Origin of the sequence: Bacillus sp. EAC (assembly GCF_002156875.1) — a bacterium.
Classification (GTDB): Bacteria; Bacillota; Bacilli; order Bacillales; family Bacillaceae_G; genus Gottfriedia.
Genome location: NZ_NCSY01000003.1, coordinates 247248 through 271953, shown reverse-complemented (window position 1 = coordinate 271953; position 24706 = coordinate 247248). Strand labels below are relative to the sequence as shown.

23 protein-coding genes, 3 tRNA genes and 1 rRNA gene are annotated in these 24706 nt (G+C 34.2%); 15 read left to right on the top strand and 12 right to left on the bottom strand.

What is annotated here, in order from left to right; all coding sequences use genetic code 11:
- The 11 genes from B7R65_RS07505 to dnaA form a co-directional block, all read right to left on the bottom strand.
- Positions 1 to 541: ribosomal RNA gene (locus B7R65_RS07505) — 16S ribosomal RNA — on the bottom strand; the annotation flags it as partial.
- 88 nt (positions 542 to 629) lie between these two features.
- Positions 630 to 705 (bottom strand) — tRNA-Ala (locus B7R65_RS07500).
- A gap of 10 nt (positions 706 to 715) precedes the next feature.
- A tRNA-Pro gene (locus tag B7R65_RS07495) sits at positions 716 to 792 on the bottom strand.
- Between the two features lie 5 nt (positions 793 to 797).
- Positions 798 to 874: transfer RNA gene (locus B7R65_RS07490), tRNA-Arg, on the bottom strand.
- Positions 865 to 1857 (bottom strand): HD-GYP domain-containing protein, encoded by a 993-nt coding sequence (locus B7R65_RS07485; protein ID WP_088042139.1) that lies wholly within the window; start codon positions 1855 to 1857, stop codon positions 865 to 867. Before B7R65_RS07485 ends, B7R65_RS07490 begins: the two co-directional genes overlap by 10 nt.
- Positions 1858 to 1943: 86 nt before the next feature.
- A complete protein-coding gene (gyrA, locus tag B7R65_RS07480; RefSeq protein WP_088042138.1) occupies positions 1944 to 4427 on the bottom strand; it encodes a DNA gyrase subunit A in 2484 nt (827 codons plus the stop codon).
- A 71-nt stretch (positions 4428 to 4498) separates the two neighbouring features.
- Positions 4499 to 6418, bottom strand: a complete 1920-nt coding sequence (gyrB, locus tag B7R65_RS07475; protein WP_088042155.1) for a DNA topoisomerase (ATP-hydrolyzing) subunit B — start codon at positions 6416 to 6418, stop codon at positions 4499 to 4501.
- 98 nt (positions 6419 to 6516) lie between these two features.
- Complete coding sequence (gene recF, locus B7R65_RS07470; RefSeq protein ID WP_088042137.1) at positions 6517 to 7638, bottom strand: DNA replication/repair protein RecF; 1122 nt, start codon at positions 7636 to 7638, stop codon at positions 6517 to 6519.
- Between the two features lie 17 nt (positions 7639 to 7655).
- Positions 7656 to 7874 carry a S4 domain-containing protein YaaA gene (gene yaaA / locus B7R65_RS07465; RefSeq protein ID WP_088042136.1) on the bottom strand — a complete coding sequence of 73 codons (219 nt, stop codon included), beginning with the start codon at positions 7872 to 7874 and terminating at the stop codon, positions 7656 to 7658.
- Between the two features lie 227 nt (positions 7875 to 8101).
- A complete protein-coding gene (dnaN, locus tag B7R65_RS07460; protein ID WP_088042135.1) occupies positions 8102 to 9247 on the bottom strand; it encodes a DNA polymerase III subunit beta in 1146 nt (381 codons plus the stop codon).
- A 155-nt stretch (positions 9248 to 9402) separates the two neighbouring features.
- Positions 9403 to 10749, bottom strand: coding sequence for a chromosomal replication initiator protein DnaA (dnaA, locus tag B7R65_RS07455; RefSeq protein WP_088042134.1), 1347 nt, complete (start codon positions 10747 to 10749; stop codon positions 9403 to 9405).
- A 743-nt stretch (positions 10750 to 11492) separates the two neighbouring features.
- Between dnaA and rpmH the strand changes: the two genes are divergently transcribed.
- From rpmH to B7R65_RS07405, 10 genes are all read left to right on the top strand, one after another.
- Entirely contained in the window at positions 11493 to 11627 is a 135-nt protein-coding gene (gene rpmH / locus B7R65_RS07450; RefSeq protein ID WP_056467137.1) for a 50S ribosomal protein L34, read from the top strand.
- A 142-nt stretch (positions 11628 to 11769) separates the two neighbouring features.
- The gene (rnpA, locus tag B7R65_RS07445; protein ID WP_088042133.1) at positions 11770 to 12150 is read left to right on the top strand and encodes a ribonuclease P protein component; all 381 of its coding nucleotides are present in this window, start codon (positions 11770 to 11772) and stop codon (positions 12148 to 12150) included.
- 60 nt (positions 12151 to 12210) lie between these two features.
- Positions 12211 to 12975 carry a YidC family membrane integrase SpoIIIJ gene (spoIIIJ, locus tag B7R65_RS07440; protein WP_088042154.1) on the top strand — a complete coding sequence of 255 codons (765 nt, stop codon included), beginning with the start codon at positions 12211 to 12213 and terminating at the stop codon, positions 12973 to 12975.
- Entirely contained in the window at positions 12972 to 13613 is a 642-nt protein-coding gene (jag, locus tag B7R65_RS07435) for an RNA-binding cell elongation regulator Jag/EloR (protein ID WP_088042132.1), read from the top strand. Before spoIIIJ ends, jag begins: the two co-directional genes overlap by 4 nt.
- Positions 13614 to 13779: 166 nt before the next feature.
- Positions 13780 to 15156 (top strand): tRNA uridine-5-carboxymethylaminomethyl(34) synthesis GTPase MnmE, encoded by a 1377-nt coding sequence (gene mnmE, locus B7R65_RS07430; RefSeq protein ID WP_088042131.1) that lies wholly within the window; start codon positions 13780 to 13782, stop codon positions 15154 to 15156.
- A 20-nt stretch (positions 15157 to 15176) separates the two neighbouring features.
- Positions 15177 to 17063: a tRNA uridine-5-carboxymethylaminomethyl(34) synthesis enzyme MnmG gene (gene mnmG, locus B7R65_RS07425; protein ID WP_088042130.1), complete on the top strand. Its 1887-nt coding sequence runs from the start codon at positions 15177 to 15179 to the stop codon at positions 17061 to 17063.
- A gap of 20 nt (positions 17064 to 17083) precedes the next feature.
- Complete coding sequence (gene rsmG, locus B7R65_RS07420) at positions 17084 to 17803, top strand: 16S rRNA (guanine(527)-N(7))-methyltransferase RsmG (protein ID WP_088042129.1); 720 nt, start codon at positions 17084 to 17086, stop codon at positions 17801 to 17803.
- A gap of 131 nt (positions 17804 to 17934) precedes the next feature.
- A complete protein-coding gene (gene noc, locus B7R65_RS07415; protein ID WP_373419556.1) occupies positions 17935 to 18741 on the top strand; it encodes a nucleoid occlusion protein in 807 nt (268 codons plus the stop codon).
- A gap of 137 nt (positions 18742 to 18878) precedes the next feature.
- Positions 18879 to 19640 (top strand): ParA family protein, encoded by a 762-nt coding sequence (locus B7R65_RS07410; RefSeq protein WP_088042127.1) that lies wholly within the window; start codon positions 18879 to 18881, stop codon positions 19638 to 19640.
- Positions 19633 to 20475: a ParB/RepB/Spo0J family partition protein gene (locus tag B7R65_RS07405; RefSeq protein WP_088042126.1), complete on the top strand. Its 843-nt coding sequence runs from the start codon at positions 19633 to 19635 to the stop codon at positions 20473 to 20475. The genes B7R65_RS07410 and B7R65_RS07405 overlap by 8 nt, the downstream gene beginning before the upstream one ends.
- Before the next feature lie 114 nt (positions 20476 to 20589).
- On the opposite strand, the gene yyaC is transcribed toward B7R65_RS07405, so the two are convergent.
- Positions 20590 to 21165, bottom strand: coding sequence for a spore protease YyaC (yyaC, locus tag B7R65_RS07400; RefSeq protein ID WP_088042125.1), 576 nt, complete (start codon positions 21163 to 21165; stop codon positions 20590 to 20592).
- A gap of 188 nt (positions 21166 to 21353) precedes the next feature.
- Here yyaC and B7R65_RS07395 point away from each other — a divergent pair, with 188 nt between their 5' ends.
- The 5 genes from B7R65_RS07395 to ssb all read left to right on the top strand — a co-directional run bounded on the left by B7R65_RS07395 (position 21354) and on the right by ssb (position 24667).
- Complete coding sequence (locus B7R65_RS07395) at positions 21354 to 22235, top strand: mechanosensitive ion channel family protein (RefSeq protein WP_088042124.1); 882 nt, start codon at positions 21354 to 21356, stop codon at positions 22233 to 22235.
- A gap of 34 nt (positions 22236 to 22269) precedes the next feature.
- Positions 22270 to 22467 (top strand): DUF951 domain-containing protein, encoded by a 198-nt coding sequence (locus B7R65_RS07390; protein WP_088042123.1) that lies wholly within the window; start codon positions 22270 to 22272, stop codon positions 22465 to 22467.
- Between the two features lie 161 nt (positions 22468 to 22628).
- Positions 22629 to 23729, top strand: a complete 1101-nt coding sequence (gene ychF / locus B7R65_RS07385; RefSeq protein ID WP_088042122.1) for a redox-regulated ATPase YchF — start codon at positions 22629 to 22631, stop codon at positions 23727 to 23729.
- Positions 23730 to 23858: 129 nt separating this feature from the next.
- A complete protein-coding gene (gene rpsF, locus B7R65_RS07380) occupies positions 23859 to 24149 on the top strand; it encodes a 30S ribosomal protein S6 (RefSeq protein WP_088042121.1) in 291 nt (96 codons plus the stop codon).
- 32 nt (positions 24150 to 24181) lie between these two features.
- A complete protein-coding gene (gene ssb, locus B7R65_RS07375; RefSeq protein ID WP_088042120.1) occupies positions 24182 to 24667 on the top strand; it encodes a single-stranded DNA-binding protein in 486 nt (161 codons plus the stop codon).
- The last annotated feature ends 39 nt before the right edge of the window (positions 24668 to 24706 follow it).

Below are 24706 nucleotides of genomic sequence, written 5' to 3'. Positions count from 1 at the left end.
ATTACCGCGGCTGCTGGCACGTAGTTAGCCGTGGCTTTCTGGTTAGGTACCGTCAAGGTGCCAGCTTATTTAACTAGCACTTGTTCTTCCCTAACAACAGAACTTTACGACCCGAAGGCCTTCATCGTTCACGCGGCGTTGCTCCGTCAGACTTTCGTCCATTGCGGAAGATTCCCTACTGCTGCCTCCCGTAGGAGTCTGGGCCGTGTCTCAGTCCCAGTGTGGCCGATCACCCTCTCAGGTCGGCTACGCATCGTCGCCTTGGTGAGCCGTTACCTCACCAACTAGCTAATGCGCCGCGGGCCCATCTATAAGTGATAGCCGAAGCCATCTTTCAACAAAGGAACAGGAGTTCCTTTGTGTCATCCGGTATTAGCTCCGGTTTCCCGAAGTTATCCCAGTCTTATAGGTAGGTTGCCCACGTGTTACTCACCCGTCCGCCGCTAACCTGCAGGAGCAAGCTCCTACAAGTCCGCTCGACTTGCATGTATTAGGCACGCCGCCAGCGTTCGTCCTGAGCCAGGATCAAACTCTCCATAATAGTTAAGTTTAAATCTTGTTTTGCTCTAAAACTAATAATTGACGTTTTACTTCATGTTTTGTTTAGTTTTCAAAGATCATTATTAAAATGGTGGAGCCTAGCGGGATCGAACCGCTGACCTCCTGCGTGCAAGGCAGGCGCTCTCCCAGCTGAGCTAAGGCCCCATGAATTTAATGGTCGGGAAGACAGGATTTGAACCTGCGACCCCCTGGTCCCAAACCAGGTGCTCTACCAAGCTGAGCCACTTCCCGTAATATGGCGCGCCCGAAAGGACTCGAACCCATAACCTTTTGATCCGTAGTCAAACGCTCTATCCAATTGAGCTACGGGCGCATATTAACCATGTCCATATTCTCTGCCTTTACAGTCGGTCTTGCTATCTCAACTGTAGAACGGTATACAATTTGTCCTATGACACCATTTGATAACATCACTCGATCACCTAACTGGAAATGAATTACGATATTATTAATGGCTTCAATTACACTAGGATGAAACTTACCGAAACATTCTTTATTTAGATGTTCGATTATTTGAAAATCATTTAAACTTTCTTTTGAGAATAATACTTTATTAAAGTAGTAAGCACATGCTCCAAGAATCGAAGCATACTCGTTAATATGTTTAGACATTAGTCTTAATGGATAACCGCTTCCGTCTAGTCTTTCCTCGTGCTGTAAAATAGCCACTTTCATTTGATCACGCAAGAACTGAGCTTTTTCTACCATACGATAACTATACATTGGATGGTTTTTATAATCTGGATTGCTTTCTAATTGAGTAATACTTTTAAAATGATATTTTGCAAACCCTGCATTACATAGAGCTGCTGATACACCTATTTGAATAATATCACCTTTAGGATAATTAAGTTTCTGCGCTATTAAAGATGAAAGCATCGTACTTAACAAACTATGATGTATTATTTTATCTTTATCGTCCTTACAAATCACATTTGGAACAGGAATCTTCTTTAATGAATTGCTTTGAGTATAATCTATTAATGGCATTAATACTTTTCGGAATTCTATAATATTAAGGGATCCACCTGATTCCCAACTAGTAAAATGAGTTCGGTATTGCTTCATAGCCTCTAGGTACATACTATTAAACTCTACAGAAACATTCTTTTCTGAATTTGAACTATTTGCATCAGCTATTTCTACTTCAATATCATTAATTAAAAAAGCGCGAATTACTGCAATGTCTTCATTTGTTAGTGCTTTTCCCATATCAACTATTGGATTTTCAGTATTTAAATGTAAAGGCTTACTCAAAATCCAACCTTCTTTTAACATTTCCGCACGAACTTTCATTAGTTATCCCCCATTTTATAAGTTTAAAAAAAAGAGAGAACAATTTTTGGTTCTCTCTTATCTTGTCATAGGATTAACTTAAAGTATTATTCTTCTGTTGTTTCAATCTCATCTTCATCATCTTCAAGAGAGGATGGGTCAACTTCATCTTCTTTAGCCGCAATTGCCACAGTTGCAACGTGGCCTTCTTGATCTAATTTAATTAGTTTTACCCCTTGTGTAACACGTCCAAGTCTTGAAATTTGATCGATTGGCATACGTATGATAACTCCGGATTCTGTAATTAACATTAAATCTTCTTCGTCACTTACACATTTTAGAGAGATCATTTTCCCGTTTTTCTCAGTTACGTTTAGTGTTTTTAAACCTTTACCTCCACGACTTTGAATACGGTACTCTTCTTGAGCAGTTCGTTTACCAAATCCATGTTCTGTAACAACTAGAATATCTAAGTGTTCCTCAACTACTTCCATCCCTACAACATAATCATCGTCAGAAAGTGTAATTGCTTTAACACCAGTAGCTGTTCTTCCCATAGATCTTACATCTTCTTCATTAAAACGGATAATCATCCCTTTTGAAGTTCCTACTACTATGTCTTTTGTACTATCTGTTAATCGAACAGAGATTACATCGTCATCTTCTTTTAAATTAATTGCTATTAATCCATTTGTACGAATATTTGCGAAAGCAGATAATGGTACACGCTTCGCAATTCCTTGTTTAGTAGTAAAGAATAGATACCAATCATCTAAAAATTCACTGACTGGGATAATAGCATTTATACTTTCATCTTTATCAATTTCTAGTAAGTTTACTATTGGTAGCCCCTTAGCAGTACGACTATATTCAGGGACCTCGTAACCTTTAGAACGATAAACTTTTCCTTTGTTTGTAAAGAATAGTATTGTGTCATGGGTCGAAGTAGTTAGTAAGTGTTCTAGGAAATCATCATCGTTTGTACCCATTCCTTGAATACCACGGCCACCTCTACGTTGAGAACGATAAGTAGAAATAGGTAATCGTTTGATATATCCATTATGAGTTAAACTAACAATAATGTTTTCTACTGGAATTAAATCTTCATCTTCAATCATTTCAACTCCACCAGGAACAATCGAAGTTCTTCGTTTATCATTGTATTGCTCTTTTAATTGAGTTAACTCTTCACGAATAATTTCAAGAACGCGCTCTTCATCTGCAAGAATAGCTTTTAATTCCGCAATTAATTTAATTAATTCTTGATATTCTTCTTCGATTTTTTCACGTTCTAATCCAGTTAAACGTTGTAATCTCATATCTAAAATTGCTTGAGCTTGCTTTTCTGATAAGTTGAATGTTTCCATTAAACCATTTTTTGCAATTTCTCCAGTTTGAGAAGCTCTAATTAAGCTAATTACTGCATCTAAATGATCTAAAGCAACTTTTAAACCTTCTAAAATATGTGCACGAGCTTCAGCTTTTTCTAATTCAAATTTAGTTCTTCGTTTTATAACTACAATTTGATGATCTAGGTAATGTTTTAGGCAACTTTTTAAAGATAAAACTTTAGGTTCACCGTTAACTAGAGCTAAAAGATTTATACCGAAACTTGTTTGTATAGCAGTTTGTTTATATAAATTATTTAATAAAACATTTGCATTTGCGTCTCTTCTTACTTCAATAACAATACGCATACCATTTCTGTCAGACTCATCACGTAGATCTGTAATACCATCAATTTTTTTATCACGAACTAGTTCTGCAATACGTTCAACTAACTTCGCTTTATTTACTTGATATGGTAATTCAGTAACGATAATTGTTTGTCTTCCATTAGCTTTTTCTTCAATTTCAACTTTACCTCTGATAATGATAGAGCCTTTACCAGTTTCGTAAGCTTTACGAATTCCAGATTTACCTAGAATCATTCCTGAAGTAGGGAAGTCAGGTCCTTGTATATATTCCATAAGTTCCTGAGTAGTAAGTTCAGGGTCTTTACTTAAGGCAAGAACACCATCGATTACCTCGCCTAATTGATGTGGTGGAATATTTGTAGCCATACCAACCGCGATTCCAGTTGCACCGTTAACAAGTAAGTTAGGGAAACGTGCTGGTAAAACGATTGGCTCTCTTTCAGAACCATCATAGTTATCTTGAAAATCGATTGTATTTTTATTAATATCACGAATTAATTCCATTGAAATTTTAGACATTCTAGCTTCCGTATAACGCATTGCAGCTGCAGCGTCTCCGTCTACCGAACCAAAATTCCCATGACCATCTACAAGCATATAGCGGAAGTTAAAATCTTGCGCCATACGTACCATCGTTTCATAAACCGCAGAGTCACCATGTGGATGGTATTTACCGATTACTTCACCAACAATACGAGCTGATTTTTTATAAGCTTTTTCTGCCGTCATGCCTAAATCGTTCATCGCATATAAGATTCTTCGGTGTACAGGCTTTAGGCCATCTCTTACATCTGGTAATGCACGCGAGACAATTACACTCATTGCATAATCTAGGAAGGAATTACGCATCTCATTACTTATATTGATTTCTTTGATTTGTTGATTTTCGTTCAACTTCGGCACCTCCCTTTAATTTACGTTTCTATGTAGGAAAAGGAGCAACTATGCTCCTTTATATTTACTTATTAGATATCTAAATTCTTTACATACTTAGCATTGTCTTGAATAAAGTTTCGTCTTGGTTCTACTTTCTCACCCATCAATGTTTCAAACGTTTCATCTGCTTCAATTGCATCTTGAAGATTTACTTGAAGTAAAGTTCTTGTTTCAGGGTTCATTGTTGTTTCCCATAATTGTTCAGGGTTCATCTCACCTAAACCTTTATATCGTTGGATAACTGGTTTTGGTACTGCAGATAAATTTGAAAGTATTTCGTCCATTTCCTTATTATTGTAAGCGTACTGTACTTTTTTACCTTGTTGTATTTTAAATAAAGGCGGTTGAGCTATATAAATATACCCGCTCTCAATAATTTGACGCATATATCGATATAAGAACGTTAACAATAAGGTACGGATATGCGCTCCATCAACATCGGCATCTGTCATGATAATAATTTTATGATAACGTGCTTTTTCAATGTTGAATTCTTCACCAATTCCTGTACCAAATGCGGTAATCATTGAACGGACCTCGTTATTTGATAAGATTTTATCTAGACGAGCTTTCTCAACATTAATGATTTTTCCACGTAATGGTAATATTGCTTGAAAATGACGATCTCGACCTTGTTTTGCACTTCCACCAGCTGAGTCACCCTCTACAATATAAATCTCACTAATAGAGGAATCCTTTGAAGAACAATCAGCTAATTTCCCAGGCAAACTTGAAACTTCCAATGCACTTTTTCTTCTTGTTAGTTCACGAGCTTTTTTTGCAGCCATACGTGCTCTAGCTGCCATTAAACCTTTTTCTACTATTTTTCGGGCTTCAGTAGGATTTTCCAATAAGAATTTATCTAACTTCTCGCCAAAAACTTGCTCAGTAATTGTACGAACCTCACTATTACCTAGCTTTGTTTTGGTTTGGCCTTCAAATTGTGGATCTGGATGTTTAATGGACACGATCGCTGTTAAACCTTCACGAACATCTTCACCAGATAAATTACTGTCTTGTTCTTTAATTAATCCGTTTTTACGTCCATAATCATTTATTACTCTTGTTAAGGCAGTTTTGAATCCAACTTCATGTGTACCACCTTCATGAGTATTAATATTATTGGTAAATGAGTAGATATTACTTGTGTAGCTCTCATTGTATTGAAGAGCAATCTCAACAGTTATGCCATCTTTTTCACCAATAACAAAAATCGGTTCTTCGTGAATAACTTCTTTAGAACGATTTAAATGTTCAACATAAGATTTAATTCCACCTTCATAGTGGTACTCTTTCTTTTGTTTGTTTTCTCTTCTGTCTTCAATTGTTAAGCGGAGACCACGATTTAGAAAGGCAAGCTCTCTTAAACGATTTGCCAGAGTATCAAATTCATACACTGTTGTTTCCGTAAAAATTTCTTCATCTGGTTTGAAATGAGTAATAGTACCTGTTATTTCTGATTGACCCTCTATACTCATATCAGCAACTGGTGCACCCTTTGCAAACTGTTGGTAATAAATATTTCCGTCACGGTGGACATGTACTTCTAACAAAGTAGAAAGAGCATTTACTACTGAAGCACCAACACCATGTAGTCCTCCTGATACTTTGTATCCGCCGCCACCAAATTTACCACCTGCGTGCAGTACAGTCATGATAACTTCTAACGCTGGTCTTCCCATTTTTTCATGAATACCTACTGGGATTCCACGTCCATTATCTTTAACAGTGATACTGTTATCTTCTTCAATTATGACATTGATTTCATCACAATATCCTGCTAGTGCTTCATCTATACTATTATCAACAATTTCCCAAACTAAGTGATGTAAACCTTTACCGCTTGTAGATCCGATATACATACCTGGTCTTTTTCGTACGGCCTCTAAACCTTCAAGAACCTGTATCTGGTTTTCATCATAATTATGTTCCTGCATTTTCTGATCCATTGTCATGAACATTCACCTACTCTTCTTATTTTACATAAAAGAATTAATAAATTTCAGCTATGCTTATTAGGCGGCTTAGTAGAAATTTCAAAAATTACTTATAGAAAATCATTTACGATTGTTCCATGTGAAACATTAATGATATTTGCTTGCTTTATCGTTTCGTGTTGAATGCCGTCAACACTTGTTGTTGTTACAAAAGTTTGGACTTTATTTTGAATCGCATTTAGTAAATGTGTTTGACGATAATCATCTAACTCTGAAAGAACATCATCTAGTAAAAGTATAGGATATTCGCCTACTTCTTCTTTAATTAGTTCAATCTCCGCTAATTTTAATGAAAGTGCAGTAGTCCGCTGTTGCCCCTGCGATCCGTAAGTTTGGACATTTTTATCATTTACCATAAAGACCAAGTCATCTCTATGTGGACCAAGCAGTGTGGTACCTCTAGATACTTCACGCTCTTTTTCTGCTTCGAACTGTTTTATGTACTCTTCTTCCATTTTCGTCAAATCTGTTAATTCTGATACATTAATGCTTGGTTTATATATAATTTCTAGTTTTTCAGTTTCTCTAGAAATTTGACTATGAATTGGAGATGCCCAATCTTGTAATAATTTGATAAACGAAATTCGCTTTTCTATTATTTTTACTGCATGTTTCACTAGCTGAGATGTAAGGACTTCAAGCATTAAATAGTTCCGATCTCGACTCATTTGTAATGTTTTTAAAAGTGAATTTCGTTGTTGGAGGATTCTTTGATATTGACTTAATTCATGTAGGTAAACTGGCGAAACTTGTCCTAATTCCATGTCAAGAAATTTACGACGTACTTGTGGACTGCCTTTTACTAAATGCAAATCCTCAGGTGCGAACATAACGACATTCATTACGCCTATATACTGACTCAACTTCATCTGTTCAAGATGGTTTAGCTTTGCTTTCTTACCTTTCTTTGAGAGGATTAGTTGCAGTGTCACTTGTTGATTTTTCTTTTGTAACGTACCTTTTATTGTACCATACTCTTCATCCCAACGTATCATTTCTTTATCATTGCTTGTTCGATGGGACTTTGTTAAAGCTAGCACATAAATAGATTCCATTAAGTTTGTTTTACCTTGAGCATTCTCACCTATAATTACATTTACATTATTTTGAAAATTTAACTGAAGCTGCTCGTAATTTCGATACTGTTTTAACTGTAAATCTTTAATATACAATGGGATTCCCCCGAAATTTATGAAGTAATTTTAAATGATCCAATTCCTGTTATTGAAACAGTATCATTCAAAACTAATTTTTTTCCTCTTCTGTTTTCTGGTTCGTTATTTACAAAGATTTCGTGCTCAGATAAAAACCATTTAGCCATTCCACCTGTATCAATAACTCCTGCTAATTTTAAAAATTGACCTAAAGTAATATATTCGGTATTTATTTTAACATTTTCATTTTTCATTTTTCATCACCCTCAAATATCCATTTCTTAATTGTACTAAACTTCTGAAAGAAAAAAAATAGGAATCCCTTATTTTCTTCTTTATAAGAAAAAAGACTGACCTAAATGTACTTTGCACTCTCCAAATAATTTGTTAGGAAGTAGTTTGAATTCAAATGAATTCTACTTATTAACTGGAGGTTGCTAGTACATTCTTTTAGGTCAGCCCCTTTCTTCGAATTTACTAACTAGTATGTGCGAACTGGTAAAATTAATTGCAGCGTTCTTGAATCATTTGCTGTACGAATTAAAAATGGTCTCATAGCTCCTGTAAATTGAATATAAATTTCAGGGCTTTCAATAGCTTTTAATGCATCCATTACATATTTCGCACTAAAAGAAATTTTTAATTCTTCACCTTTTATATCCTCACAAACAATTTCATCAACTACTTTTCCGATTTCTGGCGAGTATGAAGAAATATTTACTAATTGATTACTTAATGTTTCTAAGTGTACAACATTATTTCTTCCCTCTCTTGCTAGTAGAGAAGCGCGATCTATCGCTTGTAAGAATTCTTTAGTCATTACAGTAAGTTCAGTCTTACTTTCGCTAGGAATTAATTTTGATGTATCAGGGTAGTTACCTTCAAGTAATCGAGTAAAGAATAAGATATGCTTCGTTTTAAATAAAGCTTGGTGCTCTGTTAGAACGATATCTACTTTTTCAGTACTATCATCAAGAATTTTACTTAATTCATTTAAACTTTTACCTGGGATTACTACGCTTGCTTTAAATTCATTCGATAATGAATTATTGTCGATTTTTGCTTGTCTAAGTGCTAGACGGTGGCTATCAGTTGCTATACATGTTAGGTCACCATTCTCAATCTTCCAGTTAACACCTGTTAAAATTGGTCTAGTTTCTGAAGTTGATACTGCAAAAACTGTTTGTCGAATCATGAATTTTAATAAATCTGCAGAAATTGAAATTGTTTCATGTTCTTCGATTTGTGGAAGTAATGGATATTCTTCTGCATCAAATCCATTTAAGCTAAATTCAGTTTTTCCAGCTCTAATAGTGGTTACATAATGACTATCTGATTCTAATTCTACAAAATCAGCAGGTAACTTTTTGACAATATCACTAAAATATCTAGCATTTAATACAATACTCCCTGGTTGTTTTACATCTACTAATTGTTGATCCTCTAATACTGTCGGTAAATAAGATTCTATTGAAATATCTGAATCACTGCCTGTTAATGTTAGACCTTCATTTGTTACGACTAATTTTATTCCAGTTAAAATAGGAATTGTTGTTCTAGATGAAACAGCTCTCATTACATCTTGTACACCTTTAACAAGATGATCTTTTTGTACAGTAAATTTCATTGTTTGTACTCCTTATATAATTTATAAAATAATATAGTAATAGTAGTAGGGGCTGTTAATTTGTGGATAACCCTAATTTAGTAAAGAAAAATAGTCTATCAACATGTGGATAGACTGTGTAAAAAAAATAGAAAGTTATGCACAGTTAAGAGTCTTTACTGATTTAATTTTTCATTGATCTCTTTAATTTGAGATTGAAGTTGTGAGTCAGTTTCAACTAGTCTGGAGATCTTTTCGTGTGCATGAATAACTGTTGTATGATCTCTGCCACCAAACTCTTCTCCGATTTTAGGCAAAGAATGGTCCGTAAGCTCCCTTGAAAGATACATTGCTACTTGTCTTGGAAAGGCAACTGACTTCGTACGTTTTTTCGCTTTAAAGTCTTCTAATTTTATGCTAAAGAATTCCCCAACTGTTCGTTGTATATCATGAATCGATAGTGTTTTAGGCTTAGATGCAGTAATTAAATTCTTCAATGCTTCAGCGGCCACACTAGCATTAATGTCTTTATTGATTAAGGAAGAATAGGCTACAACTCTAATAAGTGCACCCTCTAATTCACGAATATTCGTATCAATTTGGTTTGCGATATACAGCATAACTTCATTAGGTATATCTAGACCTTCAGCTTTTGCTTTCTTACGTAAAATTGCAATCCTAGTTTCTAAATCAGGAGGCGTGATATCTGTTATTAATCCCCACTCAAATCGAGAACGAAGACGATCTTCTAGTGTAGGAATTTCTTTTGGTGGTCGATCACTTGAAATAACGATTTGTTTGCTTTCTTCGTGAAGCGTGTTAAATGTATGGAAAAATTCTTCTTGAGTTTGTTCTTTTCCAGCCAAGAATTGAATATCATCAATAAGTAGGACGTCAACATTACGATATTTATTGCGGAATTCAATTGCTTTATTGTCTCGAATTGAGTTAATAAATTCGTTTGTAAACTTCTCTGAGGACAAATAAACGACTTTAGCATTTGGATTATGTTCAAGTACATAGTGTCCAATAGCATGCATTAAGTGTGTTTTCCCTAATCCTACGCCCCCGTATATAAATAGTGGGTTATATGCTTTTGCTGGCGCTTCAGCAACGGCCAATGAAGCTGCGTGAGCAAAACGATTGCCTGATCCAATAACGAATGTATCAAAAGTATATTTAGGGTTTAACATACTTTGACCGAATTCAACTGGCTCGTCATATTTAACTTTAGCTTTTACAGCGGGTATATTCATTTCGATTTCTTCAATATGATTTTGAGGAAGGATAAATTTTATTTCTAATTCCGCTCCAGTAATTTCTAAAACAGTATCCATAATTAAAGATGAATACTTTGATTCTAACCAATCGCGAGCAAATTCATTAGGTGCAATTATTGTTAACGTATCATTTTTTAATGAAAAAGCTTTAGTTGATTTTAACCAAGTTTCGAAACTGGGTTTGCTTATTTTTTTTTCTATTTCTGATAGAACTCTAGACCAAAGATCCCCTATATTCTCCAACGAATAATCCCTCCTTACAATGCGTGTTTAAGTTTTGTACAACCACTTTATCTAAACTGTAATTTTTATACATATCATTGCATACGCTTAAAATAATCTATCTGCAAATTTCCACTTTATTTGACAGTATTCACCTATGTGGATAACTTTAAAATAGCATAAGTGTAAAACCTGTCCACAAGTTATTAACAACTGTGGACAATTAATTATATAAAATGACTTGTCCATAAAAGGAAAACAAAATAATAATATCAAAAATCTTTAGGTATTTCAATGAGTACTTCATGTTATCCACACGTTAATCCACCTGTTTAGAAAAATTGTCCACAGAAAAATAACTTGTGCAAAAATTGTCAATAACTGTTGTGAATAAAAAATATGTTGATAAATCTTATCCACAGAGCATTTCACATTTAAATAAAAAGAGGTGGGAAAACTTTTTTATCTTTTTTTTATTCATTTTATTTTGGCTGGAGAAAAATCTTTCGACACCGCAGATTTTGAGGAATTAAATTGTTTATAAATTGATCCAAGGGAAATGATATGAGTAGAGAATTTTTCTTTTATTAAAGAAATAAAAAAGAATTTTCATCTTAATATATGTAGTTCGATTAAGCTTTCTTTATTAAATGGAAAATAATAATTAATGATGATTTGATATCTTACATTGACATTTTGACCACTTATTCTTTATAATTTATAGGACTGTCTATTACAGTAATTCCTCAGGGAGGTGTCATATAATGAAAAGAACATTTCAACCAAACAAACGTAAACGCAGCAAAGTACATGGTTTCCGCAGCCGTATGAGCACTGCAAACGGACGTAAAGTTCTAGCAGCTCGTCGTCGTAAAGGAAGAAAAGTATTATCTGCGTAGGCCACTGTCAACAGTGGTCTTTTTCGCTAATTAGAAGGCCTTTTTTTGCTTGTATGTCACAATTTGTAAGTAAAAAAGGCCTTATTTTTTATAAAAAAATTGTTATGATAATTGAAGGAATCTTTAGAGGTGTCAGTAAAACATGAACAAGAAAAACAGAATAAAAAAGAATGCAGATTTTAGTCGCGTTTTTCGAGAGGGATCATCTACTGCAAACCGACAATTTGTAATCTATACATTAAGTAAAGAAGATCAGGAGCAATTTCGAATAGGATTATCTGTAAGTAAAAAGTTAGGTAATGCTGTAGAAAGAAATCATATAAAGCGCTATATTAGACAAGCTCTTAATGAATTAAGTAACGATCTTCTATTGAATATGGATTATGTTGTTATTGCTAGAAAGCCCTGTACTGAGCTACCTTTTAATGAATTTAAAAAAAGTTTAATTCACGTATTAAAAAGAGCGGACGCACTTAAAATTCGTGATTCAAAACATAAAACAGATAAAAAACAAATTAAGTAATTACATATTTAAATGTAACATCTTAAAGGAGGAACTAGTTTGAAGACTAAGAAGTACCAAATGCTAGTTGCGATTCTTTTCTTAGTAGTAGTGTTGGCTGGATGTTCACAAACAAATCAACCAATTACACCTGAAAGTACTGGGATATGGAATCAGTATTTCGTTTATCCATTATCATGGTTAATAAGAGAGGTAGCTAAAATTTTCGGTGGAAGCTATGGTATGTCAATTATCATCGTAACTCTTCTAATCCGATTAGCATTACTACCACTTATGATTAAGCAAATTAGAAGCACTAAAGCGATGCAAACGATTCAACCTCAAATGTTAGAACTTAGAAAAAAATATTCATCTAAAGATCAAAAAACAGTTCAAAAATTAAATGAAGAAACAATGAAGTTATATCAACAACACGGTGTAAACCCACTTTCTGGTTGTTTACCAATTTTTATTCAGATGCCTATCTTAATTGCTTTTTATCATGCAATTATGAGAACTATGGAAATTAAAGCACATGACTTCCTATGGTTCCAATTAGGTCATCCGGATCCGATTTATGCATTACCTATTATTGCTGGTATTACAACATTCATTCAACAAAAGGTTTCAATGAATACTGGAACAATGACAGGTCCTGCAGCACAACAAATGAAAATTATGCTTTATGTTATGCCAATCATGATTTTAGTATTTGCTGTGAGACTACCTTCTGCTTTAGCACTTTATTGGGTAGTTGGTAACACATTTATGATTCTTCAAACATTATTTGTAAATAGAAATAATACTACTTCACAAAATAACAATTTAGGAGGGGCTAGTAAGTGAGAGAAGTAACTGCTACTGGTCAAACAATCGAACAAGCAGTTCAAAATGCACTTCAGCAACTTAGTTCAACAAAAGAAGAAGTCGAAATTGAAGTAATCGAAGATAGTAAAAAAGGTTTTTTAGGACTATTTGGTGGTAAGCCTGCTAAAGTTTTAGTGGTTAAGAAGCAAACACTAATTGAAAAAGCCTATGAATATCTTTCCAATATCGTTAAAAGTTTAGATGAAACGGCAGAAATTCAATATGAAGTTCAAAATCAGAAAGAACAGTCTTTCTTATTTACAATAAAAGGTGAAAAAGTAGCTCTTATCATCGGTAAAAGAGGGAATACATTAAATGCACTTCAATTTTTAGTGCAAACCTTTGTGAATCGTCATTCTAAACAGTTAATCCATGTAACGGTTGATGCTGAAAATTATCGTTTAAAACGTAAAGAATCACTTGAAATTTTAGCGAAAAAAGCAGCGCAAACAGTTATTAAAACAAAAAAGGCAGTTTCTTTAGAACCAATGCCTTCTTTTGAAAGAAAAATTATTCATCACATACTGACAGACATGCCGAATATTTCAACAAAATCTGTTGGGCAAGATCCATATCGTCAATTAGTGATAGATTTAAAAAAACCAATTAAGGGATAGTCCTTAATTGGTTTTTTTTGATATCTTCTATCCAAGACATTTAAGTTTACTTGGACTTTCATAAGGTTATAATATAAAAACGTTCAATTATAAAAATCTTTATGCTATGCTATAGGTTTAGAAGTAACATGTTATAAGAACATAACATGCCTGAGGTGGTTTTCAAATGGAATTTGATACAATTACAGCGATATCTACCCCAAAAGGTGAAGGTGCAATCGCCATCGTTCGTTTAAGCGGAGATGAAGCTGTTCAAATAGCGAATAAACTATTTAAAGAAAAAGATTTAAATAATGTAGATTCACATACAATTCATTACGGTCATTTAATAGATCCTAGTACCGGAGCAAATATTGAAGAAGTTATGATATCAGTGTTAAGAGCTCCAAAAACTTTTACACGAGAAGATGTTGTCGAAATAAATTGTCATGGCGGTATTTTTTCTGTGAATAAAGTTCTTGAATTAGTGCTTTCACAAGGGGCTAGACTTGCAGAACCAGGAGAGTTTACTAAAAGAGCGTTCCTAAACGGGCGAATTGACTTGTCTCAAGCTGAAGCAGTTATGGATTTAATTAGATCAAAAACTGACAAGGCGATGGCAATTGCTATGAATCAAGTTGAAGGTCGACTATCGAAACTAGTAAATGGGTTAAGACAAACTTTACTTGAAATCCTTGCACATATTGAAGTAAATATTGATTATCCTGAATACGATGATGTTGAGGAAATGACAAATACTGTGTTAATTGAAAAAGCTAAAACTGTTCAAGACGAACTACACAGACTTCTTGAGACATCAAAACAGGGGAAGATTCTACGAGAAGGGCTGTCAACTGTCATAATTGGTAGACCGAATGTAGGGAAATCATCTTTATTAAATACACTTGTACAAGAAAGTAAGGCAATTGTAACCGATATACCTGGTACAACTAGAGATGTTATTGAAGAGTATGTAAATGTTAAAGGAGTTCCTTTACGTTTAATCGACACAGCTGGTATTCGTGAAACAAAAGATGTCGTTGAAGCTATAGGTGTCGAAAGATCAAGAAAAGTTCTGAATTTAGCTGATTTAGTCCTATTTGTTTTAAATAATAATGAACAATTAACTGCAGAAGACCGTAGTTTATTTGAACAAATGAGTAGTAAAGACGTAATTGTCATTATTAATAAAACAGATTTAGCACAAAATCTAGATATAGATGAAGTAAAAGCATTAGTTGGTAATGCAACGATTGTTACTACCTCTTTAAAAGAAGAACAAGGTATTGATGATCTAGAAAAAGCGATTGCCAATCTTTACTTTGAGGGACAAATTGAAGCACAAGATTTAACATATTTATCGAATGCTAGACATATTGCGTTATTAAAGCAAGCCGATCAAACATTAAATGATGCGATTGAGGCAATGAAAAGTGGAATGCCTATAGATTTAGTTCAAATAGACTTAACAAGAGCCTGGGAATTATTAGGTGAGATTATTGGAGATACAGTTCAAGAAAGTTTAATAAACCAATTGTTTTCGCAATTCTGTTTAGGAAAATAAAAGGTTAGGAGGAGAGCAAAATGGGATTTGAAGCAGGCAATTATGATGTAATTGTTATTGGTGCAGGGCATGCTGGATGTGAAGCCGGACTTGCATCTGCTCGAATGGGTGCAAAAACATTAATGCTAACAATCAATTTAGATATGGTAGCATTTATGCCTTGTAACCCTTCTGTAGGTGGGCCCGCAAAAGGTATCGTTGTTCGGGAAATAGATGCACTTGGCGGAGAAATGGGTCGAAATATTGATAAAACTCATATCCAAATGAGAATGTTAAATACTGGAAAAGGCCCTGCTGTTCGTGCATTACGAGCTCAAGCTGATAAATTTGCTTATCAGCACGAACTGAAAAAAACAATTGAAAATACAGAAAACCTAACGTTAAAACAAGGTTTAGTGGAAAAATTAATTATAGAAGACGGTCAATGTACTGGGGTAATCACTCAAACAGGTGCTATCTATCGTTCTAAAACAGTTGTTATTACAACTGGTACATTCTTACGTGGGGAAATTATTGTAGGAGAATTAAAATATTCAAGTGGTCCAAACAACCAACAACCTGCTATAAAGCTATCAGAACATTTAGAGGAACTTGGAATTGAACTTGTTCGTTTTAAAACAGGTACTCCTCCTCGTGTAAATAGTCTTAGTATAGATTATTCTAAAACAGAGATACAACCAGGAGATGATGTGCCTCGTGCATTTTCTTTTGAAACAGAACCAGTTGAAACAGATCAAATTCCTTGTTGGTTAACTTATACAAGTGAAGGTACGCACCAAATTATTGATGATAATCTTCACCGTTCACCTATGTACTCTGGTATGATAAAAGGGACTGGACCTCGATACTGTCCTTCTATTGAAGATAAAGTTGTTCGATTTAACGATAAACCAAGACATCAAATATTTTTAGAGCCTGAAGGAAGAAACACTCAAGAAGTATATGTACAGGGCTTATCTACAAGTCTTCCTGAAGATGTACAAGAAAAAATGCTCCGTTCAATCGCGGGTCTTGAAAATGTACAAATGATGAGAACAGGTTATGCAATTGAATATGATGCGATAGTACCTACTCAATTATGGCCAACATTAGAAATTAAACATATAAAAAATCTATATACAGCAGGACAAATTAATGGTACTTCTGGATATGAAGAAGCAGCGGGTCAAGGTTTAATTGCAGGTATCAATGCTGCATGTCGCTCTTTGGATAAAGAAGAATTAGTTTTAGATCGTTCTGAAGCTTACATTGGTGTTTTAATTGATGATTTAGTAACAAAGGGAACTAATGAACCTTACCGTCTTCTTACATCAAGAGCGGAATATCGATTATTACTTCGCCATGATAACGCCGATTTACGTCTTACAAGAATTGGTCACAAACTTGGATTAATTTCTGATGAACGATTTTCTGAATTCGAACAAAAGAAAATGTTAATCGAGGAAGAAATTGAGAGATTAAAAGCGACTCAATTAAAACCAACTGAGGAAGTTCAAGGTTTAATCGCTGAAGTTGGCGGTAGTGAACTGAAGGATGGTATACGCGCAGCAGATTTATTACGTCGTCCAGAAATGGTTTATGAACATATCCATACTCTAACTCCTTCTGAAAAAGAATTACATGCTGATGTGAAAGAACAAGTTGAAATTCAAATTAAGTATGAAGGTTATATCGAAAAGTCATTGAATCAAGTAGAGCGTATGAAAAAGATGGATTTAAAGAAAATTCCTGAAAATATTGATTACCAAGCAATTCACGGAATTGCTACTGAAGCAAGACAAAAACTTGAACAAGTTCGCCCGCTATCGGTTGGTCAGGCTTCTCGTATATCTGGTGTAAACCCAGCAGATATTTCAATTCTACTTGTATATTTAGAACAAGGAAAAATTGCAAGAATATCGAACTAATATAGATAGGGGAAATACTAGTGAATAAAGAACAGTTTATTGCTGCACTTAAAGAAAAAGGAATTCATTTATCAGACTTCCAATTAAAACAGTTTGAAATATATTTTCATACGTTAGTTGAATGGAACAATAAAATGAACTTAACAGCTATTACTGATGAAGAAGAGGTATATTTAAAGCACTTTTATGATTCAATCAGTGCTTCATTTTATTTCGACTTCTCAGATGAGATTACTTTATGTGATATTGGTGCTGGAGCGGGCTTCCCTTCTATACCGATTAAAATTTGTTTCCCATCTATCCGATTAACAATAGTAGACTCTCTTCAAAAGAGAATTTCTTTCTTAAATCATTTAGCAAAAGAATTACAATTAGAAAATGTCATGTTTTATCATGATCGTGCAGAAACTTTTGCTAAGAAAACTGGTATGAGAGAATCTTATGATGTCGTTACAGCAAGAGCGGTTGCTAGAATGTCAGTACTAAGTGAGCTATGCCTACCTCTTGTAAAGCCGAATGGACACTTTGTAGCTCTTAAGGGTGCAGCTGGCCAAGAGGAATTGGATAAAGCTGAATATGCAATTAAAACACTTGGTGGAGTAGTTAAAGCTATTAATCATTTTGTACTTCCAGGTGAAGATAGTGAACGGAATATTGTTATAGTAGAAAAGAAACGCAAGACACCAACTAAGTATCCACGTAAACCTGGTACTCCTGGTAAAGAACCGTTAGAAATTTAATAAGATGAACTAACAAATGTTTCACGTGAAACATTTGTTACGTTTACTTTTGTTGTGAACGAAATTCTAAAAGGGTGGGAATCACATTGAAAAGCACATTATCGAAGTTATTTGGCCTATCAGAAAAAGAAGTGAATGATGATATTCAAGACTCGGTCTCAAGTAATGAGATTATACGCCAAATTCCAATATCAGAGATTGTTCCTAATCAGTATCAACCAAGAACATTCTTTGATGATGATAAAATAAAAGAACTAGCGCTAACAATCCGAACTCATGGTATTATTCAACCGATTGTAGTTAGAGAAATTAAGCCAAACTTCTTTGAAATTATTGCTGGAGAAAGACGTTTCCGAGCCGTTTCATCATTAGGATGGGATACTATCCCTGCAATTGTAAAAACATTTAATGATACAGAGACTGCCTCTGTAGCTCTTATTGAGAATTTGCAACGTGAGGAGCTATCACCATTTGAAGAAGCTGTTGCATACCAAAAGTTAATTGACTTACATAATTTAACACAAGAAGCATTAGCACAGCGATTAGGTAAAGGGCAATCTACTGTTGCAAATAAGTTAAGGTTGTTAAAATTACCAGAGGATATTCAACAAGCGTTATTGGATAAAAGAATTACAGAACGTCACGCTAGAGCACTTATTCCTTTAAAGCTACCTCAATTGCAAATTACATTACTACAAGAAATTATTGATAAACAGTTGAATGTAAAACAAACTGAAGATCGTGTGGTTGCTTTATTAACAGAGAAAAAACCAAAACCTAAACCGAAATTCAAAGCGATTAGTAAGGATATTCGCATTGCAATGAACACCATTCGTGAATCTTTACAAATGGTTACGAAAACTGGCATGAATATTGATAGTCAAGAAGAAGAACATGATGAATACTATCAAATAACTATAAAAATACCTAAAAAATAATGGTATTTTTCACTAATTCACCTCTAATCTAGTGGTGAATTTTTTTTGTCCATTTTTAAATCTAAACACAATGATGAATGTATTCATGATAGAATAGAAATTAAGAATTGTTTGTTGTGGAAGGAGTAGATTACAAAGTGGTTAAAGTAATCTCTATAGCTAATCAAAAAGGTGGTGTTGGTAAGACGACAACATCAGTTAATTTAAGCGCTTGTTTAGCTCATTTAGGTAAAAAAGTATTGTTAGTCGATATAGATCCTCAAGGAAACGCTACAAGTGGGATTGGAATTGAAAAAGCAGATGTTAATCAGTGTGTATACAATGTATTAGTTGATGATGTTGAAGCGAAAAACGTAATATTAAACACCGCTATTCCGAACTTTGATATCATTCCAGCAACAATTCAACTTGCTGGTGCTGAAATCGAACTAGTACCTACTATATCTAGAGAAGTTCGTTTGAAACGTGCGTTAGATACAGTTAAAGGAAACTATGATTATATTTTAATAGATTGTCCTCCATCTCTTGGCTTATTAACTTTAAACTCATTAACTGCATCGGATTCCATTATTATACCAGTACAGTGTGAATATTACGCATTAGAAGGCTTAAGTCAGTTATTAAGCACAGTGAGATTAGTTCAAAAACATTTAAATAAGAATTTAGCAATTGAAGGTGTACTTTTAACAATGCTAGATGCTCGTACAAATTTAGGGCTACAAGTTATTGAAGAAGTAAAAAAATACTTCCAAGATCGCGTTTATAAATCAATTATTCCAAGAAATATCCGCTTAAGCGAAGCGCCGAGTCATGGTAAACCTATTATTACATATGATCCGAAGTCTAGAGGTGCAGAAGTCTATCTTGAACTAGCAAAGGAAGTGATTGATAATGGCTAAAGGTTTAGGAAAAGGTATTGGAGCATTCTTCCAAGATATTGATCAACAGTTAAATGAAGAGGTTGTCCAAGAGATTTCACTTAAAGAACTAAGACCAAATCCTTATCAACCTAGAAAATTTTTTGATGAGATTGCCATGCAGGAATTAACTCAATCCGTAATAGAACATGGTATTTTACAACCTATAATTGCAAGGAAAAGTATTAAAGGTTTTCAAATTGTTGCTGGTGAACGACGTTTTCGAGCTGCTAAGAATGCAGGATTAAATACTGTTCCGGTTATCGTAAGAGATCTAACTGAAGAGCAAATGATGGAACTTGCAGTATTAGAAAATTTACAGCGAGATGATTTGAATCCTCTTGAGGAAGCTGAGGCTTATCAGACGTTAATAGAGCAATTACATTTGACACAAGAACAACTTGCAAAAAAGCTAGGTAAGAGCCGACCGCACATTGCAAATTATTTAAGAATATTAACTTTACCAAATTCAGTTCAAGAAATGGTTGAAAATGGTACACTCTCTATGGGACATGGGAGAGCTCTTTTAGGTCTAAAAAGAAAAGGTTTAATTGAAGGTACTGCATTAAAGGTAATTGAAAAAAATCTTAGCGTTAGAGAAGTTGAAACGTTAGTTAATGAATTAAACTCCAATGTTTCACGTGAAACAATAAAGAAATTACCAAGTAAAAACGTGTTTTTTAGCGAATACGAGGATGTTCTACAGGAGAAGTTTGGTACATCTGTTAAAATTAAATCAGTCAAAGATAAGGGTAAGATTGAAATCCAATTTTTTAATAAAGAGGATCTTGAGAGAATCCTTTCGATAATAAAATAGTATGATACTAAGGAACACTAATTGTTTTGCTCGCCAAAAATCCAATTAGTGTTCCTTTTGTATACTGATATTTTATTTGTGTAAGTTAGTAAACTACTAAAATGAAAATTTGAATTAACATGTCAATTTAACTTCAGTTTCTTTAATTGATTTAGCAATAAACCTTGCCAACTTCATTACAAGACTTAACCTCGTATTTTGAAGTACATAAAATTCCATAAAACCACTAACGTTCACAACACCAGTTAAATTTAATTCTCCTACAGGTGGTAATTCCTTTTTCATTGCAGCTCCAGGTTTTAGTGGCCCGTTTGATAGTCGAACACTACCAATACTTTTAACTCTACCTAAACATGCATCGATTGCGATGATAAAAGGGTTATTATGCTTGCTTTTTATCATCTCTAATTGTTCTGAAAGATTTAACGCATGAATTGGTTCATCAAGAGTACCATAATAATGGAACCTATTTAAATTTAATTCTCCTAGCATTGTTCCGACTAACGGACCTAAAGAATCTCCAGTTGAACGATCAGTACCTATACATACAAAGACAACTTCACTAGCGTAAAGATTAGGAATCGACTTGCAGAGACGATCCGCAAACTGCTCAACTGCATTTTCATCATCTAAAAATACTGAATAATCATCTTTAAATAAATTACGCAAAGGATTTGCTGGAAACTGCATACTATCGCCTACTTTTCATTTAAAAGAGTAGTAATAGTTTATGCAATATTTAAACAATTTATACTTTACTAGTTATCTTTATTATAAAATTACTTTATGGTTACATTTAGGTATTTTTATGGTTTAAAATTTCCTTTTCGTTTAGTATTACTTTTAAAGAAATAGAAGAAAGTGAACAGGGGGATAAAATGGAAACATCTTTGAATCAAGCAGAAAAAACAATTAAAGATTCAATGCTAACTGAGAGCCAATGGGATACACTTTTTAGCTCCTCAATTAAAGTAGCACTAATAATTATTGCTTCCGTATTGGCTGTTAAATTTGGAAGGAAATTAATTCGCAAAATTTTAAAAGTAAATGCAAGAGGCCCGTTACAAGTATCAGAGAGACGATCTAATACTCTTGTAAAACTATTAGAAAACGTACTCGCTTATGTTGTGTTTTTTATTGCCGTTTTGACAATCCTACCAATATTCGGCGTTGAAACAAAAGGTCTTATTGTAGGCGCAGGAGTTGGTGGTGTTGCACTAGGTTTTGGTGCACAAAGTTTAGTTAAAGATATCATTTCAGGATTTTTCATATTGTTTGAAGACCAATTTTCTGTAGGGGATTATATTAGAATACAAACTTTTGAAGGAACTGTACAATCAATAGGATTAAAAACTACTAAAATAAGAAGTGGTACGGGTGAGTTACATATTATTCAAAATGGTATGATAACCGAAGTAACTAATTTTTCTCTTCACAATGCAGTTGCTTTAGTAGATATTAGTATTTCATATGAAGGTGAAATTGAACACGCACAAGCGGTTATAGAGGAACATTTAGAAACGATGCCAGCTAGATATGAAGAGATGGTAAAACCACCAGAATATCTTGGAATACAAAACCTTGGTCCATCTGAAGTGACTTTAAGGATTGCGTCAGAAGTGAAACCAATGACTCAATTTAAAATATCAAGAGCCATTCGTAAAGAGATTAAAGAAATACTTGAAAGAAATAACATAGAAATTCCTTATCCAAAAATGGTATTATATAGACAACCAGAAGCTAAAAACGAAAACGCTTAGTCTTTATTCTACTATTAAGGAAGTGAAATGATCAGTGGAAGAGAAGGTTTTTAATTTAAATGATATAGTAGAAATGAAAAAAGCACATCCTTGTGGTGTGAATAAATGGAAAATCATTCGCATGGGTATGGATATTCGCCTCAAATGTGAGGGCTGTGGGCATAGTGTTCTTATACCGCGTAGAGAGTTTTCAAGAAAATTAAAAAAAGTTTTAATTAAGGCAGAAGAGTAGTACTATACAAATATTAAAAGGTATCTAGTAGGAGCAACTTGTTACCGCTCTTATTAGATACCTTTCGTATGTTGAAAATATTATTCGGATATTCTTGTTATTTTTTTTTGAAATCAATATAATTGTGAAAGATTAACTAAGTTCGTATAGGAGTGGAAATTATGGCATTAACAGCAGGTATCGTAGGTTTACCAAACGTAGGAAAGTCAACATTATTTAATGCAATTACACAAGCCGGTGCTGAATCAGCAAACTATCCGTTTTGTACAATTGATCCAAACGTAGGAGTAGTAGAAGTACCAGACTATCGTTTAGAGAAATTAACTGAATTAGTTCAACCGAAAAAAACAGTTCCAACAACATTTGAGTTCACTGATATTGCAGGGATCGTAAAAGGTGCAAGTAAAGGTGAAGGTTTAGGAAATAAATTCTTATCTCATATTCGCCAAGTGGATGCAATTTGTCAGGTTGTACGTTGCTTCGCGGATGATAATATCACGCACGTTTCTGGTAAAGTAGATCCAATTGCAGATATCGAAACGATTAATCTGGAATTAATTCTGGCTGATTTAGAGTCAGTTGAAAAAAGAATTGATCGTGTAGCTAAATTAGCTAAACAGAAAGATAAAGATGCATCATATGAGCATGAAATTTTAGTAAAACTAAGAGATGCGTTTGAAAGTGATAAACCTGCTCGATCAGTTGAATTTACTGAAGAACAAATGAAGGTTGTTAAAGGATTACATTTATTAACAACAAAACCAATGCTATATATCGCAAATGTTGGTGAAGATGACATTGTTGACCCATCTTCTAATGAATATGTAGAAAAAGTTCGTGCTTTTGCAGATGCAGAAGGATCTCAGGTAATTGTCATTAGTGCAAAAATCGAAGAAGAAATTGCAGAATTAGATGATGAAGAAAAGCGTTCATTCCTGCAAGAAATCGGAATTGAAGAATCAGGTTTAGATCAATTAATTCGTGCAGCGTATCATTTACTAGGCTTAGCAACATACTTTACTGCTGGTGTTCAAGAGGTACGTGCTTGGACATTCAAAAAAGGTATGAAAGCACCACAATGTGCTGGAGTTATTCACACTGACTTTGAACGTGGGTTTATCCGTGCAGAAACTGTTTCATACGAAGATTTAGCATCATATGGCTCAATGACTACTGCAAAAGAAGCTGGAAAAGTTCGTCTTGAAGGGAAAGAATATATCGTTCAAGATGGAGACGTAATGCATTTCCGTTTTAATGTTTAAGAGTAAGCCTAAATTATTATTGGTTTGCTATATAAATTTTTATATGCTATAATTTGAACTCGTGAGTGATTAATAAAATTGCTCCTTGCCCTTAATTGGGCCGTTAGACCAAAAGGAGGTGACATTGTGATGAATAAATACGAAATCATGTACATCGTTCGACCAAATATGGAAGACGAAGCACAAAAAGCATTAGTTGAGCGTTTTAACAACGTTTTAACTGAACAAGGTGCAGAAATCACAAACGTTAAAGAGTGGGGTAAACGTCGTTTAGCTTATGAAATTAACGATTTCCGTGATGGACATTACATGCTTGTAAATGTTTCTAGTAAACCAGAAGCAGTACAAGAATTCGATCGTTTAGCGAAAATCAGCGAAGATATCATTCGCCATATCGTTATCCGTGAAGAAGACAAATAATATTTGAAATGCCTTAGGGAGGTAAGAATCGGATGATCAATCGTGTTGTGCTTGTAGGTCGTCTAACAAAGGATCCAGACTTACGTTATACACCAGCTGGGGTTGCTGTTGCTACATTTACTCTAGCGGTAAATCGTACCTTCTCAAATCAGTCAGGAGATCGAGAAGCAGATTTTATTAACTGCGTTATCTGGAGAAAACCTGCTGAAAACGTTGCGAACTTCTTGAAAAAAGGAAGCTTAGCGGGCGTTGAAGGTCGCATACAAACTAGAAGTTATGATGGTCAAGATGGAAAGAAAGTTTATGTAACAGAAGTTGTTGCAGACTCTGTCCAATTCTTAGAACCAAGAAATGCATCAAACAACCAAGGTGGTTCATTTGGAATGAACCAACAAAACCAAGGGGCTAACGCTGGAAATCCTTTTGAAGCGCCATCAGGGAAGCCTAGCTTTAATGATGATCCATTCGGTGGGACAAGCAAAACAATTGATATTACTGATGATGACCTTCCTTTCTAATAATAAAATGTATTGTTGAACGGTAAACATTACAAAAAT

Coding starts and splice junctions, on each gene's coding strand:
- B7R65_RS07485 (WP_088042139.1), bottom strand. CDS start 1,857: ATGAAAGTTCGTGCGGAAATGTTAAAAGAAGGTTGGATTTTGAGTAAG.
- gyrB (WP_088042155.1), bottom strand. CDS start 6,418: ATGGATCAGAAAATGCAGGAACATAATTATGATGAAAACCAGATACAG.
- yaaA (WP_088042136.1), bottom strand. CDS start 7,874: ATGAAAAATGAAAATGTTAAAATAAATACCGAATATATTACTTTAGGT.
- dnaN (WP_088042135.1), bottom strand. CDS start 9,247: ATGAAATTTACTGTACAAAAAGATCATCTTGTTAAAGGTGTACAAGAT.
- rpmH (WP_056467137.1), top strand. CDS start 11,493: ATGAAAAGAACATTTCAACCAAACAAACGTAAACGCAGCAAAGTACAT.
- rnpA (WP_088042133.1), top strand. CDS start 11,770: ATGAACAAGAAAAACAGAATAAAAAAGAATGCAGATTTTAGTCGCGTT.
- spoIIIJ (WP_088042154.1), top strand. CDS start 12,211: ATGCTAGTTGCGATTCTTTTCTTAGTAGTAGTGTTGGCTGGATGTTCA.
- mnmE (WP_088042131.1), top strand. CDS start 13,780: ATGGAATTTGATACAATTACAGCGATATCTACCCCAAAAGGTGAAGGT.
- mnmG (WP_088042130.1), top strand. CDS start 15,177: ATGGGATTTGAAGCAGGCAATTATGATGTAATTGTTATTGGTGCAGGG.
- B7R65_RS07405 (WP_088042126.1), top strand. CDS start 19,633: ATGGCTAAAGGTTTAGGAAAAGGTATTGGAGCATTCTTCCAAGATATT.
- yyaC (WP_088042125.1), bottom strand. CDS start 21,165: ATGCAGTTTCCAGCAAATCCTTTGCGTAATTTATTTAAAGATGATTAT.
- B7R65_RS07395 (WP_088042124.1), top strand. CDS start 21,354: ATGGAAACATCTTTGAATCAAGCAGAAAAAACAATTAAAGATTCAATG.
- ychF (WP_088042122.1), top strand. CDS start 22,629: ATGGCATTAACAGCAGGTATCGTAGGTTTACCAAACGTAGGAAAGTCA.
- rpsF (WP_088042121.1), top strand. CDS start 23,859: ATGAATAAATACGAAATCATGTACATCGTTCGACCAAATATGGAAGAC.
- ssb (WP_088042120.1), top strand. CDS start 24,182: ATGATCAATCGTGTTGTGCTTGTAGGTCGTCTAACAAAGGATCCAGAC.